We start from the raw sequence: 16949 nt of genomic DNA, 5'->3' as shown, positions 1-16949 counted from the left end.
TTTGATACCTGATCAAGCTTTAGTAAGTATTATAGGATACTCTTTAGCAAAACTTAGCTATTTTTTATTTGGCTCATTGACTAAATTTTATCCTTTTGTCTTTTTTTGGTTTAATTATCTTTTATATAAAAATGATTATAACTTTGAACTTATTGAGCGTAGATTTAGTGTAGCTATCTTTACTTGCATTTTTGCTTCGCTTATTTTTGCTTCAGCATTTTTGCAAGATAAAGGTTATATAGCTTCTGCTATGTTTGTGATTTTAGATGGACTTTTTGGAAAAATAGGTAGCTTAATCTTGGTGATTTTGCTTTTAACTTTTGCTTTTAGTATTTCTTTTCCGCAAATTATCAAAGAAGTGTTTAAAATAGATCTTGATTTTGATTTTTATTTAAAACTCGAAACTTTAATTAAAAATAAAATTTTTGGCTTTTTTGGTGGCGATAAGTATGAAAATGAAACCAAAGAAGAGCAAGAAAAGCTTAAGCAAGAGCTTTTAATCAAAGAGAAAAAAGAAGAGTCCATTAAAAAGGAAGATCTATCAAAACAAGAGACTCAAGAAAATAAAAAATTCAATCTTGAAGATTTGAAAAATCAAGAATTAGAAGAAGTGATAATTAGTGAAGAGGATAAAAAATTAAGCTCAAGTTATATTCATGAGCTTTCAGAGCCTATTGCAAGTTTTGCTCAAAAAGCTAGTCAAATAAATATAAAGGAAGATGAAATGACCCCTGAAGAGTATTTATCAAAATATAAAAATAATAGTGAAGATATTTATACTCAAACTTTAAAAAGTAAAAATTTAGATGAGCCAAGTTATAAAAGACGTAATATGGACTTAAATGAAAACAAAGAAGAAGTGATAGAAGAAAATTCTTTATTTGCCAAAGAGCTTAAAGAGCGTGAGCAAATGCTGCAAAAAGCTAAATTGCTAGAAGAGTATAAAGCTTTACAAAAAGAAAAAATTTTAGAAGAACTTAATGAGGATTTTAAAAAAATTGAAGAATTAAATGCTATAGAAGCACAAAAAGAAGCTGAGTTTAAAAAAATTCAAAATAAAACTAGCTTTTTAGGGGTAAAAGATTTTAAAGATGAAGATTTTATTCCGCAAAATGAAGTAAAAGAACTTGATTTTAGTGAAGATGATTTTGCTAAGCCTGTTAGTATAGAAGAGCTAAGAAGTAAAAGAAACTATGAAAGTCCTTTTGTAGTAGAAGAAGTGCAAATTGAAGTTAAAGAAGAAAAAGTTCCATTTGAAATTACCCAAGAGCCTATAATAGAAGTAATAGAAAATAAAACACACCATTCTATCACTAATGAAGTGAGTGAAAATAAAGCTTTATTGAAAGATCTTGATTTTGGAAATTTTGAAAAACCAAAAGATTTTTCTTTACCACCTTTAGATTTTTTAACCATGCCAAAAGAAGGCAAAAGTGAAATCAATGAAGAAGAAATCGATAGAAAAATTTATGATTTATTGGAAAAATTAAGACGTTTTAAAATAGGTGGCGATGTAGTTAGAACTTACACAGGTCCTGTTGTAACTACTTTTGAATTTCGTCCAGCAGCAGATGTTAAAGTGAGTAAAATTTTATCTTTACAAGATGATTTGGCTATGGCTTTAAAAGCTCAAACTATAAGAATTCAAGCTCCGATTCCAGGTAAAGATGTAGTAGGAATTGAAGTCCCAAATGAAAAAATCGATACGATTTACTTAAGAGAAATTTTAGAAAGTGAGGTATTTAAAAATTCTAGCTCACCTTTAACTATAGCTTTAGGTAAGGATATAGTAGGTGATCCTTTCATCACAGATCTTAAAAAGCTTCCTCATCTTTTAATAGCAGGAACTACAGGAAGTGGTAAAAGTGTGGGGATTAACTCTATGCTTTTATCTTTGCTTTATAGAAATTCACCAAAAACCTTAAGACTTATGATGATAGATCCAAAAATGCTTGAATTTAGTATTTATAATGATATTCCACATTTACTTACACCGGTAATTACTGATCCTAAAAAGGCGGTAAATGCTTTATCAAATATGGTAGCTGAAATGGAACGCAGGTATCGTTTGATGGCTGAAGCAAAAACTAAAAATATAGAAAATTACAATGAAAAAATCAAAGAACAAGGTGGAGAAATCTTACCATTTATTGTAGTGATTATTGATGAGTTGGCTGATTTAATGATGACTGCGGGTAAGGATGTAGAGTTTTATATAGGTCGTTTAGCGCAAATGGCAAGAGCAAGCGGAATTCACTTAATCGTAGCTACACAACGCCCTTCAGTGGATGTTGTTACTGGGGTTGTAAAAGCAAATTTACCAAGTAGAATTTCTTATAAAGTAGGACAAAAGATAGATTCTAAGGTTATTTTAGATTCTATGGGAGCTGAAAGTTTATTAGGGCGTGGAGATTGTTTATTTACTCCTCCTGGTATGAGTGGTTTAGTGCGTTTGCACGCACCTTTTGCAAGCGAAAATGAAATTGAAAATATAGTAGAGTTTTTAAAAGCTCAACAAGTAGTAGAATATGATGAGAGTTTTTTAAAAGATGACAGTCAAGATGGAGCTTATAAAAGAAGTGAATTTGATGATGGGGATTTAGATGAACTTTATGAAGAAGCAAAGACTGTGATTTTAGAAGATAGAAAAACTAGTATTTCTTATTTGCAAAGACGTTTGAAAATAGGCTACAACCGCGCAGCAAATATCATAGAACAACTTTCGCAAACAGGTGTTTTAAGCGAACCTGATGCAAAAGGACAAAGAGAAATTTTATAATTAATTTCTTATTGCCTTATTATGATCTTTTAAAGTAGAGGTAAAAATATGCTTATTAGTTTTTTTATCTCTTACAAAGTATAAATATTCTGTTTTAGCAGGAAAAATAGCTGCCTTAATAGCTTCAAATGAAACATTACATACAGCTTCTTTTGGTATGCCATTAAATTTATAAGTATTGTAAGAACTATTATCTGATCTTATTCTTTGTGGAGTGATTTTTTCATGAGAGTATTTTCCATAATTTAATGTCCCATCCATTTGAAGCTTCATGCCTTTTCTTAAACGATTTCTAATCACAGATGAAACTATAGGCATTTCTTCATTACTCGCTGCCTCTTTTTGTATAATGGAAGCTATGATGATATACTCATGCCATTTTTTTTCATTATATTCTCTAAAAATTTTATAAGAAAGTTTTTTAAATTCACTTATAGAGTAAGCCAAAAGATATTTTACCAAAAGCTCTTCTGTGATACCTTTTGGAATTTTATAAGTTTCAGGAAAAAGCATACCTTCTTTAAAAGGACTTTGTTTGTAAAATTCCTGCATTAAGATTTTAACATTTAAATTTAACTTCGGTGCTAATTCTTCAAAGAAAATTTCAGTCGTTTCTCCAGGAATTAAAGTAATAGTTTCAAGCGCTGCCTTAGCGACGGTAAGCTTATGTAAAAATTCAGCTCTATTTAGTTCTTTTGTGCCTATATTTATCCAGCCAGATTGTGGATGGCCCAAAAAATATAAAGTATATTTATCGATACTGCTCATTTTATAGTTATTTTTATCTAATTGCGTTATAATCTTGCTAACAGAACCTTGTGGTATAAAAACCACAGAGTTTGTTTTTATAGGTAAAAGTAGATAATAAAAAATGGATAAAAGAAAAATTAAAATCAAGTCACAACATATTAAAAAAATTCTTAAATTTTTAGCATTACCTATGATACTTTTCATTGCTTTGTTTATTTACCTCAAAAATGGAATTTACATAGAAAAATTAGAATTTTCTTCTATTAATTTAGAGAAATTATATATTAAATTAGATAAAAAACTCATTTTAAATGCTAAAAAAGTCGTAGTAAATTCTCAAAGTCAAAGTGCTCAAAATGAAACTAGCGCAAGTAAAGCTGTGCAGCTTATTAAAGATGTAAAATATATTTATTGGTTTTTTCAAGAAATCAATATTGATGAAATGTTTGTCAATAACTATCCTGTGGAGTTAATTTATAAAAATAATTTATTTTTTGTAAACAGTAAAAATCTTTTAGTAAAAGTGAATTTAAAAATTAGTGATAAAAATATACAAGCTAATATTGATAATTTTCTTTTAAAAGATCATAATCTTAGCATAATTGGCTCCTTGCTTATTAATCCTAAGACAAAATTTTATACTTTTAAAGGTAAAATTGATAGTGATTTTTTAAAAAGTGATGTTAAATTTTCACTCAAAAGAGAAGAGATTGCTTATGAATTAGAAAATATCAGTTCAAATAATATTTCGCAAATTTTTGATATTTTAGTAGAAAATGGAGTACATTTGCCTTCTAATCTTGCTCTTTGGGTGGGTGGTAAGGTAAAGGCTGATTTTTATTTTATAGAAAAATTAAGCGGTTTTGCAGACTTTGGAAAGCATAGATATTATTTAAACGATATCAATGCCAAAGGTTATGTAAATAATTTAAAAGTAGTTTTAGATAAAGGCATAGATCCTATCGTAAGTCCTTTTGTAAGACTTGAATTTGCTAAACAAAGACTTGATTTTATTTATGATGATTTGCGTTTTAATAATTATGATTTAACTCAAAGTCAAATTTATATAGATAATATGTTAAATGAAAAAGCAGGAATTTATATACGTATTAAAAGTGATAATGCTAGAGCTGATTATAGGGTTAATAAAATTTTGCTTTTATATGATATAAAATTACCATTTTTGCAAAATAATGGTGTCACAAAGACTGATTTAACACTGAAAATTCCTTTTGATCATCCTGAGAAAATTACTTATAATGGTAGTTTTAATATTATTAATTCAAATATAAATATAAGTGATTTTAAGATAACTCAAGCAAATCTTACTTTAAAAAAAGATAAGCTAGATATACAAAATGCAAGCGTGCAAAGTAGTATGATTAATGGTGATTTTAATGCAAGTGTTGATTTGAAGCAAAAAAAAGGTGATTTTAAAACCTTTATAACAAACTTAGAACTACCACAAGAGAGCTTAAAAATGGAAAATAAATTTCTTGATTTAAGCCTTGATTTTGATAAAAATATTAGTTTATATAATAAAGAATTTACCACAACTTTAAATTTTGATCAAGGTATGTCTGTTTATGTTGAAAAACTTGCAAAATATAAAAATTATTCTAAATTAATGCAAAAAAATAAAGTGCATGATGGGGAATTATCTTTAAATACTTTAAATTTCCAAGATTTTAATGTAGATATTAATAATACTACTTTTGAATCATTTTTGCTCTATAAAGATAATAATCCTTATGAATATGATAGTTTTAATATAAAAATAAAAGGTAATGATTTTAATTTAACTAGTGTAAGTGGTAGTATTTTTGCACAAAAAGGCAATGATGATGTAAATATTACTTTAAATAATATTAATTTATTGATTTCTCAACAAGATACAGAAAACACTTTAGATACTCTTGAAAATTCAACTTATAATATTAGTGGTAAAAATATAGATTTGATTTTAAAAGATTTTAATAAAACCTTAGATTTTGATCAATTTGACGCTAAAATTAAAAAAGATTATGTGAAAGCTTGGGCAAATAGAAATGAATCTAAATTTGACTTTTTGCTTAAAGAAAATCAAATGCAAATTAGAGCTTTAAAAATGGATGATGATTTTCTAAACACCTTTATGCGTCAAAATGTTTTTGAAAAAGGTGAGTTTAATCTTTATGTAGATGGCAATAGTACTGATTTTTTCAAAGGTAAGTTCTTATTTAAAGATACTTATTTAAAAGATTTGAAATTTCATCAACAGCTTTTAAGCTTTATTGATACCATACCTAGTTTAATTTTATTTAAGGCACCTACCTTTAATGAAAAAGGCTTTAGTGTTGAAAATGCTGGTATAAGTTTTAATCGTAAAAAAGATCTTTTTGAAATAGACGCACTTAATTTTAATGGTGATAGTGCAGATGTGTTAGGACAAGTTAAAATCAATTTAAGAAGCAATCAAGTGGATGGTTTGTTAGAACTTAGAACGCTAAAATCAGCCAGTTCGGTTATTTCCAAAGTTCCAATTATCAATCAAATTATATTGGGCAAAGATAGGCAAATTAGTACACAAATTAAATTAAGCGGAACAGTGGATGAACCTGAATTTAAGACCCAGCTTATTGCACAAAGCTTGCAACTTCCTTATCATTTAATTAAAAATATTTTTGAATTACCAGCTAATTTAGTGAAATAAACGCAAAAAGGAGAAAAAATGAAAATCACTATCATAGGCGCAGGAAATGTTGGTGTAAGTACTGCTTATGCTTTGATTTTAAGAGAGTTGGTTGATGAGCTTGTTTTGATTGATATTAATAAAGATTTGCTTTTTGCTAGAGAATTGGAATTAAGTCAGAGCATAGCTGCTTTTAATTTTGATATTAAAATAACTTGCACGGATGATTATGCGCACTCAAAAGATTCTCAAGTGGTTGTTTTTAGTGCGGGAGTAGCTAGAAAAGAAGGTCAAAGTAGGGATGAGCTTTTTGCTATTAATGCTAAAATTATGCTTGAGTGTGCCAATAATATTAAAAAATTTAACAACGATCCTTTGTTTATTATAGTAAGCAATCCTGTAGATTTTTTACTGGATGCTCTTTATGAAAGTAAATTATTTTCATCAAAGAAAATCATTGCTATGGCAGGCGTTTTGGATAATGCTAGATTTAAATATGAAGTGGGTAAAAAACTAAATATAAAAACTTCTTATATAGATACTAAGCTTATAGGTTTTCACAATGATAGCATGGTTTTAGTAAAATCTCAAAGTAAAATTCAAAACAAAGCATTAAATGAGGTTTTAAATGAATATGATCTTGCTCAAATAGAACAAGAAGTTAAAACAGGTGGTGCTAAAATTATAAAATATTTAAAAACTTCAGCATATTTAGCCCCTGCAAGTGCTTGTGTGAGGATGATAGAGGCTTTAAAAAGTGGAGAATTTTTACCAATATGTGTGATTTTAGATGGAGAATACGGCATAAAAGAAAAAGCTTTTGGTGCTATGGCAAGGATAAGTCTTGATGGGGTGCTTGAAATTTTGGAGTTAAAATTAGACGATCAAGAACAAATTGCATTAGAAAATTCTCTCATTCAATATAATTATAAATAATTTTTAGGAGTTTTTTACTCCTAATGTTACTTTGCGTTATAAATACCTATTTGTTTTACTTTATATTTTAAATAATATTTACTCATGCTATAAATTCGCTATAATAAAAAGTTTGTTTTAAAAATAACTTTTGATAAAAAATCATTAAAAATAACAAAAAATTAGAAAGGAATTTTAATGGTAGCCCCAGAAAATACACCGGTTTGGGTTGATGAAGCAAGATGTAAAGCTTGTAATATCTGTGTTAGCTATTGTCCAGCTGGAGTTTTAGCAATGAGAGATGAAATCAGTGCAGTTTTAGGACAGATGATAGAAGTGGTTCATCCTGATTCTTGTATAGGCTGTAGTGAATGTGAAAGTCACTGCCCTGATTTTGCAATTTTTGTTGCAAAAAGAGATGAGTTTAAATTTGCAAAGCTTACGCCAGAAGCCAAAGAAAGAGCACAAGCTGTTAAAGAAAATAAATATAAAAAATTAAACGCATAGGAAAAGCAATGAGAGAAGTGATATCAACAGGTAATGTTTTAGTAGCAAAAGCTGCGATTGATTGTGGCTGTAAATTTTTTGGTGGTTATCCAATTACCCCGAGTTCTGAAATAGCACATGAATTAAGCCATATGCTACCAAAAAATGATGGTACTTTTATACAAATGGAAGATGAAATTTCAGGTATTAGTGTGGCTTTGGGTGCTTCTATGAGTGGTGTTAAGTCTATGACAGCAAGTAGTGGACCTGGAATTTCTTTAAAAGCTGAGCAAATTGGTTTGGGTTTTATAGCTGAAATTCCACTAGTAATTGTAAATGTTATGAGAGGTGGTCCATCCACTGGTCTTCCAACAAGAGTTGCACAAGGAGATTTGTTTCAAGCAAAAGCTCCAACACATGGAGATTATGCAAGTATAGCTTTAGCTCCTGCTTCATTAGAGGAAGCTTACACTGAAACTATTAGAGCTTTTAATTTAGCTGAAAAATACATGACTCCGGTATTTTTGCTTTTAGATGAAACCATAGGACATATGAATGGTAAGGCTAAATTACCTGATTTAGAAGAATTAGAAATTATTAACCGTAAAAAATTTACAGGAGATAAAAAAGATTATAAACCTTATGCGGCAGGGGAAAATGAAGCTGCTACACTAAATCCTTTCTTTGAAGGTTATCGTTATCATATCACAGGACTTCATCATGGAGATATAGGTTTTCCAACCGAAGATGGAGCGATAGTAGATAAAAATATGAAAAGATTGTTTGGTAAGATTAAAAATAATACCGATGAAATTTGTACTTATGAAGAGTTTATGTGTGATGATGCGCAGTTTTTAATCATTGCTTATGGAAGCGTTGCAAGATCTGCTAAAGAAGCTATTTTAAGACTTAGAGAAGAGGGTGTAAAAGTAGGGCTTTTTAGACCTATCACGCTTTATCCAGTAGCTGAGAAAAAAATAGCTCAAGTGGTATCTAAATTTGAAAAAGTTATGGTTAGCGAGCTTAATATGGGGCAATATTTAGAAGAAATTCAAAGAGTAAGCAAAAGAGATGATTTTATTAGCTTACACCGTGCAAATGGTCGCCCTATAACCCCAAGTGAAATTATTGCTAAAGTAAAGGAGAATATGTAAAATGGCTTTTAATTACGATGAATATTTAAGAGTGGATAAACTTCCAACACAATGGTGCTGGGGTTGTGGGGATGGAGTTGTTTTAAAAGCTATTATTAGGGCTATTCAAAAACTTGGTTGGAATATGGATGATGTTTGCTTAGTTTCTGGTATAGGTTGTAGTGGTAGAATGAGTTCTTATGTAAATTGTAATACAGTGCATACTACCCATGGTAGAGCTATTGCTTATGCAACAGGGATTAAACTGGCAAATCCTAAAAAACATGTAATCGTAGTAAGTGGGGATGGTGATACTTTAGCAATTGGTGGAAATCACACTATCCATGGATGTAGAAGAAATATAGATTTAACTCATATTTTAATCAATAATTTTATTTATGGTCTTACAAACTCACAAACTTCACCAACTACCCCACAAGGCTTTTACACTGTTACTGCTCAAGCAGGTAATATAGATCCAAATTTTGACGCTTGTGAACTTACTAAAGCTGCTGGGGCTTCTTTTGTAGCAAGAACAAATGTTATTGAAGCAAATAAACTTGAAAATATCATTTTTAAAGCCTTATCACACAAAGGTTATAGTTTTGTAGATGTATTTTCAAACTGCCATATTAATCTTGGTAGAAAAAATAAAATGGGCGAAGCTGTAAGTATGCTTGATTGGATTAAAAATCGTTGTGTTGAAAAGTCTAAATTTGAACAATTAGACTATGAACAAAGAGCAGATAAATTTCCTACAGGAATTTTGCATCAAGATGAAAGCAAGGCAGAATATTGTGAGGCTTATGAAGAAGTTAGAAGAGCTTTAAAAGAAAAAAGAATGGTTGATTTAGGAGCATTAAAATGAAATATCAATTAAGATTTTGCGGCGAAGGTGGACAAGGGGTTATCACTGCAGGTGAAATTTTAGCTAAAGCTGCCATTAAAGAAGGACGCAATGCTTTTAAAGCTTCTACTTATACTTCTCAAGTTAGAGGTGGACCAACTAAGGTTGATATTATCATTGATGAAAGTGAAATCTTTTTTCCTTATGCAGTAGAAGGTGAAGTTAGTTTTATGCTTTCAACTGCTGATAAGGGTTATCATAGTTTCAAAGATGGTGTTTGTGATGGCGGTGTTATAGTTGTAGAGCCAAATTTAGTTCATCCAAGCAAAGAAGATTATGCTAGATGGAAAATTTTTGAAATTCCTATTATTACTATAGCTAAAGAAGAAGTAGGGAATGTAGCCACTCAATCAGTTGTTGCTTTAGCTATAGCTGCTTATATGAGCAAATGTATTGATATTGATGCATTAAAACAAACTATGCTTGATATGGTACCTGCAAAAACTAAAGAAGCAAATGCAAAAGCTTTTGATTTAGGTATAGAATACGCTAAAAAAGCACAAGTAGTTTCTTGATTTTTCAAGAAACTCTCCTTATAAAATAATATTTATTAAATTATCGTTATAATATTTTCCATTTTAAGCAAAAAGGTAAAATAATGAAAGAGCTAAATGGCTCGCAAATGATTTGTGAAGCATTAAAAGAAGAAAATGTTAAAGTAGTTTTTGGTTATCCTGGTGGTGCGGCTTTAAATATTTATGATGAAATTTATAAGCAAACTCATTTTAAACATATCCTAGTTAGACACGAGCAAGCAGCCTTACATAGTGCTGATGCTTATGCTAGAATGAGTGGTGAGGTTGGTGTGGCAGTAGTTACAAGTGGACCTGGTTTTACCAATACAGTTACAGGCTTGGCTACTGCTTATAGTGATTCTATACCTTTAGTTTTAATTTCAGCTCAAGTTGCAAATTCTTTAATAGGAACCGATGCTTTTCAAGAAATCGATGCTATAGGTATTTCAAGGCCTTGCGTAAAACATAATTATTTAGTAAAAAATATTGAAGAATTACCTAAAATTTTAAAAGAAGCTTTTTACATTGCAACAACAGGTAGAAAAGGGCCTGTGCATATTGATATACCTAAAGATGTTACTGCAGCTATAGGTGAATGGCATTATCCTAAAGAAATTTCTATGAAAACTTACAAGCCAACCTATAAAGGAAATATTAAGCAAATTAAAAAATTAGTAAGTTTGATTAAAAATGCTCAAAAACCTTTATTTTACCTAGGTGGAGGTTGTGTAGCTTCTAATGCTAGTGATGATTTAAGAGAATTAATTCATTTTTGTCAAATTCCTGCAGTTGAAACTTTGATGGCTCTAGGGACTTTAAGAAGTGATGATGAACTTAATTTAAAAATGGCAGGTATGCATGGGAGTTATTGTGCAAATATCGCTTTAAGTGAGTGTGATTTACTTATTGCTGTGGGTGCTAGGTTTGATGATAGGATTACTGGTAAAACAAGTGAGTTTGCTAAGGGTGCAAAAATCGTTCATATTGATATAGATCCAAGCTCTATTTCTAAAATCATCGAAGCGCATTTTCCTATAGTTGGGGATATTAAAAGTGTTATTTTAGATACCTTAGAAGAATTAAAAAAAGAAAGTTTTGATAATACAAAATACCAAGAATGGTTTAAAACTTTACAAAGATATCAGCAGTTATATCCTTTAATCTATGAAGATAGTGATGAAGTTTTAAAACCTCAATGGGTTATAGAAGAATGTGCTAGATTAGCTCCTGATGCAAGGATAATTACTGATGTAGGACAGCATCAAATGTGGGTAGCACAATTTTATCCTTTTAATTATGCAAGACAACTTGCAACAAGCGGTGGGCAAGGAACTATGGGTTATTCTTTACCAGCTGCACTTGGAGCTAAATTAGCTGTGGGTGAAGAAGTGGTGGTAAATTTCGTAGGCGATGGTTCTTTTTTAATGAATATACAAGAGCTAATGACAGCAAGTGCTTATGGAATTAAAGTGATTAATATTGTTTTAAATAATTCTTTTTTAGGTATGGTAAGACAATGGCAAAGTATGTTTTATAAAGAAAGATTTTCTAATACAGATTTAACAAGTCAACCTGATTTTATTACTATTGCTAAAGGTTTTCATTGCGAGGGTTGTAATGTCTCTAACAAAGAAGAATTTCAAAAAGCTTTCAAAGCAGCCTTAGAATCTAAAAAAACTTACATTTTAAATGTGGCTATAGATCGTTATGAAGATGTATTACCTATGGTGCCTGCAGGTGGAGCTATTTATAATATGATTTTACCTAGCTATAAAAACAAGGATAAAAAATGAAAAGAAGAGTAATTTCTGTCATTGTATTAAATGAGCATGGGGTATTATCACGCGTTGTTGGGCTTTTTTCGGGGCGTGGTTATAATATAGAGTCTCTTACAGTTGCACCACTTGATGATAAAGAATTCTCAAGGATAAATATCGTTACTTTAGGCGATGAAAAAGTTTTTGAGCAAATTATTAAACAACTTCATAAACTCATACCTACTTATAAGGTAATTGATTCTAGTGATTTTATAGAAAAAGAAACAGCTTTGGTAAAGATTGCTTTAAATGAAAATTTTGCAGGCTTAGATGCTATATTAAAAACTTATAATGGCAGTGTGACTTATAGTGATGATGAGTTTATTATAGTAATGGCAAGTGATGATGCAAAAAATATCGATAACTTTTTAAAAACTATGAAAAAGTATAATCCTATTAGTGTAGTTAGAAGTGGTTCTATTTTAATGGAGGTAAAATGAAAATTAGTGAAATTGCTAAATTTTTAGGTATAGAATATTGTGGAGAAGATATAGAAATTACAGCTTTAAATTCGTTAAATAATGCAAGTTTTACTGAACTTAGTTATTGTGATGGAGAAAAAAACTCTAAAAAAATCGCAAGTAGTGGAGCTGGGGCTATATTAATCTCAAAAGAATTTGAAAATTTAGTTTCAAAAGATTGCATTAAGTTAGTCGTTGATAACCCACATTTATCTTTTGCGCTTTTAAGTAAGCTTTTTGCTAAACCTTTAATCTCTAGTGAAAAGAAAAATTCTAAAATCGCTAAAAGTGCTAAGATTATGCCAAATGTTTATATAGGCGAAAATGTCCAAATAGCTGATCATGTAGTGATAATGGCAGGTGCTTATATAGGCGATAATGTAAGTATAGGTGAATATACTATAATCCATCCAAATGCTGTGATTTATAATGACACTAAAATAGGTAAAAAATGCCATTTGCTGGCAAATTGTGTTATAGGTAGTGATGGTTTTGGTTATGCGCATACAAAAAATGGCGAGCATTATAAGATTTATCATAATGGAAATGTTATTTTAGAAGATTTTGTAGAAGTTGGAGCTTGTACGACTATTGATAGAGCAGTTTTTGAAAGCACTATCATAAAGCAAGGCACAAAGATTGATAATCTTGTTCAAGTAGGGCATAATTGTGAAGTAGGGGAGAATTGTCTTATAGTAGCTCAAAGTGGAATTTCAGGTTCAAGTATTTTAGGTAAAAATGTCACTATGGGTGGACAAAGTGCTACAAGCGGGCATTTAGAAATAGGAGATTTTGCAACCATAGCCGCAAGAGGCGGGGTCACTAAAAATTTAGAAGGTGCTAGGGTTTATGGTGGTTTTCCTATCATGCTTCAAAAAGATTGGTTAAAATTTCAAGCAAAAATTATCACAGCTTTTAGGGATAAACATGAGTAAAAAAGTATTTAAAACTATAGAATTACATGGTAGTAAAAGTGGAGAAATAAGCCTTTGTAATCTTTCTAATCCTTATGGTATAGGAAGCAATGATGTCTTAAGTATAGGTGTGGCTTTAAAAAAGGAAAATGGAATAGATTGGAAAGTTCATATTCCTTATGAAAATTTAAAAGATCTTATCCTAGCACTTCAAGAAATAGAAAAAAGCAAAGCCTAGTTTAGAAACTAGGCGTATTTAAATCCCGTTTTCTTCCTGCGCTAATAATTAAAACAAAATTAAGCACAATCAAAACATATATAAAAGTTGGTATAGGGAAGGCGTCGCCATTTGCATAAGAATGAAGCCCAGAAAGGTAAAAATTTACTCCAAAATAAGTCATTAATATACTATAAAAGGCTAAAACACTAGCACTTGCAAAAACAAAAATAAAATAAGTTTTGAAAATAAATCTTAAATGTAGTACCATGGTATAAACTACAATAGAAATCAAAGCCCAAGTTTCTTTTGGATCCCAACCCCAATATCTTCCCCAGCTTTCATTAGCCCAAACTCCGCCTAAAAAATTTCCTATCGTAAGCATTGCAAGTCCTATTATCATAGACATTTCATTAACGCAGTGTAGTTTGGTGATATTTAAATCTATATTTTTATTTTTACCTCTTAAAGTAAAAAGAATTAAACTCAAAATCCCTATAATAAAACAAAGTGCTAAAAATCCATAGCTTGCTGTTATAATAGAAACATGAATATTAAGCCAATATGATTTTAAAACAGGTATTAAATTTCCAATTTGAGGATCCATAAAGCCAAGATGAGCTACAAAAAGCGAAATGCCTGCTAAAAAGCTCGCACCACATAAGGCTAAGAGTGATTTCTTAAAAAATATCACAGCACTTATCGCACAAGCAAAAGCTATGTAAATCATGCTTTCATAAGCATTACTCCAAGGAGCATGCCCACCTACATACCAACGAATGATTAAAGCTAGTGCATGTATGATTACACACATGCTTAAAATGATGTAAAAAAATCTATATACAAAAGTCGACAAAGAGATATTTTTTAATATAGTATAAAAACTTAAAAAGAAAAACACTAATGCAAAGCTAATATAAACAAAAGTTAGATTATCAAAGATATTATAATGATTAAGCAGTATTTCAAGATCTAATCTTTCTTTTGGCGGTAAAACACTACTTCCATAGTGATTTTGAAAATCTTTTAAAGATTGCAAAAATTCATTTGCATCTTGCCATTGATTATTTTCAACACCATTGCGAACTTGTAAAAAATAGCTAACTAAAAGCATTTGTAAACGCTCTACATCTTCTTTTGCAAAAGGTAAAATTTGCACCGGAGAATACCACTTTAAACTTTGCTCATTAATATCAGGAAAAATAGTTAAAGCTTGACCGCTATAAATATAATATGCATGATTTATTTTTTCATCTAAGGCTAGCAAATCTTTATCGAAGTTAGTTCTTAGTGAGGGCTTTTTGCGGTTAGCTTCCTCAACATAATTACTAAGTTTATATACTCCATTATCAAACACATTATCAAATGCTATGTATTTTTCATTTATATCTGCGCCTATTAATTCTCTTAGCTTGCTTGTTTTTGTAGCTATCATTTTGATTTTTCTAAATTCTTTAGGATAAATCATCATTGCTAGAAAAATTTGATCATAGTGAAGATTTAAAAATTTTTCTTTTTGAGTGATTTTATAAACAAATTCCATTGCCAAAGTATCTAAAGGTTTGATTCTACCATTATGATCTTGCACAAGTAATCTTGCAAAATTTAAAGAATGTTCATAGGAATTTTTTTGCAAATTTGAGATTAAATTTAAAATTTCATTTTTATTTTCTTGTGCAAAAAGCGAAGTTTGTAAATTTGCAAAAAGCAAAATAAACAATACAAAACTTTGGCCTTTTTTTAAATAAATGCTTAAACGATGAAATCTTGAGTTTTTGTCAAATAAAACCCATAAAAATCCCAAAATCAATAAAGTATAACCTATATAAGTAGGGATTTTACCAGGATCTTTATTGACTGAGAGTATAGTGCCTTGCTCATCTTGATCATAAGAACTTTGAAAAAATCTATATCCACCATAATCAAGAACATTATTCATAAAAATATCATAATCTAACTCAATATTGTTTTGCTTATCTATGATTTGAATTTTTGAAGTATAAGAAGATGGACTCATAGAGCCTAAATAACGCTCTAGTATAAAATCTTTTAAGTGTAATGCAAAAGGAAGTTTGATTTCTTTAGGCCCCCAATTGATAGTAAAATCTTTTCCCTGTAAGTTAAAATGCATTGCTTGTTTGTTTGTAAAATTTGGATTTAAGATTATTTGTGTATTTGCTTTTTGATAATTAATGTTTAATTTTAAGCTAGCAGGTGTAATAGAATCTTTTTGCGGAGTGTATTTGATGGAGCTTATGATTAATTTTTCACCATTTAAGTCTATAGTTTTTTCAAAATGCTTTTGAGTTAGCGGGGTAAAGCTAATAGGAAATTCAAAACTAGCATTAGTATCAAAATCAGTAATTTTTATAAATTCTTCCCTAGTAACTATGGTGTTAGAGCTTTGATTTTCTCTTATATGCATTCCACCTTCTAAGCCAAAATATCTAGTAAGTCCAGCACCGATTAAAATCACTATAAAAGATAAATGTAAAAGCAAGATAGAGTATTTTTTCTTTTGAAAAAGCTTGTTATAAAATATTACTCCGATTAAATTTAAACCTAGTAATAAATGTAACATATCAAACCAAGCATTATTATAAATCAAAGCTTTAGCCGCGCTAATACCAAAATCATTTTCTATAAAGGTCGCCACAGCACAAGCTATGGCGTATATACTCATTAGCAAAAAACTCATTGCAAAAGAAAAAAAATACTGCATTTTTAACCCTTAAATATTATTTTCTTTATAAAAATGTATAAGTTTTTGCGCTATGGCTGCTTCATCTAAATTTTGATTTTCTTTTTGGTTTAAAAACTCCATTGTAGCGCTTAATCTTTTTGCGCTAATAAAACCAGGATAATTTAGCAAAGTTTGGCTGTTTTTGTTTAAAATTACAATGGTAGGGGTGGCTACTATATTATAAATACTAGAAAGTTCAGCTGTACTTAAGTCACTTTTATGGTTTTTATAAAATGTATGAATTTTTTTATAGCTTATATTTATATAATATGAGCTGTATTTTTCTTTTATAAGTTCTTGTATTTTTTTATCATTTTTAATTTCTTCTTTTAATTTATCACAATAAAGGCAGTGATTTGCGCTAAAAATGATTAAAATATTTTTATCATCACTTTTTATATTTGTATTATCTTTAAATAAATGAGCTATTTCTTCATAAGATTTTTTATCTAAATCATTTGCTTTTTGCAAATTTTCTTTAGAAAATTGTGTGCCACTTGAGATTAAATTAGAATCAAGTTTTTCTTCATTAGAACAAGCTATAAAAAAAATACTTAAAAAACTAAGTGTGAGTATTGTTTTAAACATTTAAAATCCTTGAAAAAGTTAGGAAAAGTCCTTATTCGCTATTATAGCGAATA

General features: G+C 29.6%; 13 protein-coding genes and 1 pseudogene. 11 read left to right on the top strand and 3 right to left on the bottom strand.

Annotated elements, in window-relative coordinates:
- Positions 1 to 850: 850 nt before the first annotated feature.
- A pseudogene (locus L8V77_RS00650) lies at positions 851 to 2779 on the top strand (DNA translocase FtsK); the annotation flags it as partial.
- On the opposite strand, the gene mltG reads toward L8V77_RS00650, so the two are convergent.
- The gene (mltG, locus tag L8V77_RS00645; RefSeq protein WP_263679452.1) at positions 2780 to 3733 is read right to left on the bottom strand and encodes an endolytic transglycosylase MltG; all 954 of its coding nucleotides are present in this window, start codon (positions 3731 to 3733) and stop codon (positions 2780 to 2782) included.
- Between mltG and L8V77_RS00640 the strand changes: the two genes are divergently transcribed.
- The 10 genes from L8V77_RS00640 (at position 3720) to L8V77_RS00595 (ending at position 13586) form a co-directional block, all read left to right on the top strand.
- The gene (locus tag L8V77_RS00640) at positions 3720 to 6221 is read left to right on the top strand and encodes an AsmA-like C-terminal domain-containing protein (RefSeq protein ID WP_263706217.1); all 2502 of its coding nucleotides are present in this window, start codon (positions 3720 to 3722) and stop codon (positions 6219 to 6221) included. The genes mltG and L8V77_RS00640 overlap by 14 nt on opposite strands.
- An 18-nt stretch (positions 6222 to 6239) precedes the next feature.
- The gene (locus L8V77_RS00635; protein WP_263706216.1) at positions 6240 to 7136 is read left to right on the top strand and encodes a malate dehydrogenase; all 897 of its coding nucleotides are present in this window, start codon (positions 6240 to 6242) and stop codon (positions 7134 to 7136) included.
- A 171-nt stretch (positions 7137 to 7307) separates the two neighbouring features.
- A complete protein-coding gene (locus L8V77_RS00630; RefSeq protein ID WP_039668439.1) occupies positions 7308 to 7622 on the top strand; it encodes a 2-oxoglutarate:acceptor oxidoreductase, delta subunit in 315 nt (104 codons plus the stop codon).
- 8 nt (positions 7623 to 7630) lie between these two features.
- Complete coding sequence (locus L8V77_RS00625; protein ID WP_263706214.1) at positions 7631 to 8755, top strand: 2-oxoglutarate synthase subunit alpha; 1125 nt, start codon at positions 7631 to 7633, stop codon at positions 8753 to 8755.
- 1 nt (position 8756) lies between these two features.
- A complete protein-coding gene (locus L8V77_RS00620) occupies positions 8757 to 9602 on the top strand; it encodes a 2-oxoglutarate ferredoxin oxidoreductase subunit beta (protein WP_087700040.1) in 846 nt (281 codons plus the stop codon).
- Positions 9599 to 10156 carry a 2-oxoglutarate:acceptor oxidoreductase, gamma subunit gene (locus L8V77_RS00615; protein ID WP_039626146.1) on the top strand — a complete coding sequence of 186 codons (558 nt, stop codon included), beginning with the start codon at positions 9599 to 9601 and terminating at the stop codon, positions 10154 to 10156. The genes L8V77_RS00620 and L8V77_RS00615 overlap by 4 nt, the downstream gene beginning before the upstream one ends.
- Positions 10157 to 10239: 83 nt before the next feature.
- Positions 10240 to 11949, top strand: coding sequence for an acetolactate synthase large subunit (locus tag L8V77_RS00610; protein ID WP_263706211.1), 1710 nt, complete (start codon positions 10240 to 10242; stop codon positions 11947 to 11949).
- Positions 11946 to 12413 carry an acetolactate synthase small subunit gene (gene ilvN / locus L8V77_RS00605; protein WP_263706209.1) on the top strand — a complete coding sequence of 156 codons (468 nt, stop codon included), beginning with the start codon at positions 11946 to 11948 and terminating at the stop codon, positions 12411 to 12413. Before L8V77_RS00610 ends, ilvN begins: the two co-directional genes overlap by 4 nt.
- A complete protein-coding gene (lpxD, locus tag L8V77_RS00600) occupies positions 12410 to 13369 on the top strand; it encodes a UDP-3-O-(3-hydroxymyristoyl)glucosamine N-acyltransferase (protein WP_263706208.1) in 960 nt (319 codons plus the stop codon). Before ilvN ends, lpxD begins: the two co-directional genes overlap by 4 nt.
- Positions 13362 to 13586: a hypothetical protein gene (locus L8V77_RS00595; protein ID WP_039618362.1), complete on the top strand. Its 225-nt coding sequence runs from the start codon at positions 13362 to 13364 to the stop codon at positions 13584 to 13586. The genes lpxD and L8V77_RS00595 overlap by 8 nt, the downstream gene beginning before the upstream one ends.
- 1 nt (position 13587) lies before the next feature.
- Here the strand turns inward: L8V77_RS00595 and ccsA are convergent, their stop codons facing one another.
- Both ccsA and L8V77_RS00585 read right to left on the bottom strand, forming a co-directional pair.
- Complete coding sequence (ccsA, locus tag L8V77_RS00590) at positions 13588 to 16287, bottom strand: cytochrome c biogenesis protein (RefSeq protein WP_263706206.1); 2700 nt, start codon at positions 16285 to 16287, stop codon at positions 13588 to 13590.
- A gap of 9 nt (positions 16288 to 16296) precedes the next feature.
- Positions 16297 to 16896, bottom strand: a complete 600-nt coding sequence (locus L8V77_RS00585; protein WP_263706205.1) for a SoxW family protein — start codon at positions 16894 to 16896, stop codon at positions 16297 to 16299.
- Positions 16897 to 16949: the final 53 nt, after the last annotated feature.

Source organism: Campylobacter sp. IFREMER_LSEM_CL2127 (assembly GCF_025771745.1).
Lineage (GTDB): Bacteria > Campylobacterota > Campylobacteria > Campylobacterales > Campylobacteraceae > Campylobacter_D.
The sequence above is the reverse complement of the archived record's forward strand: the minus strand, read 5'-3'. Positions and strand labels throughout refer to the sequence as shown.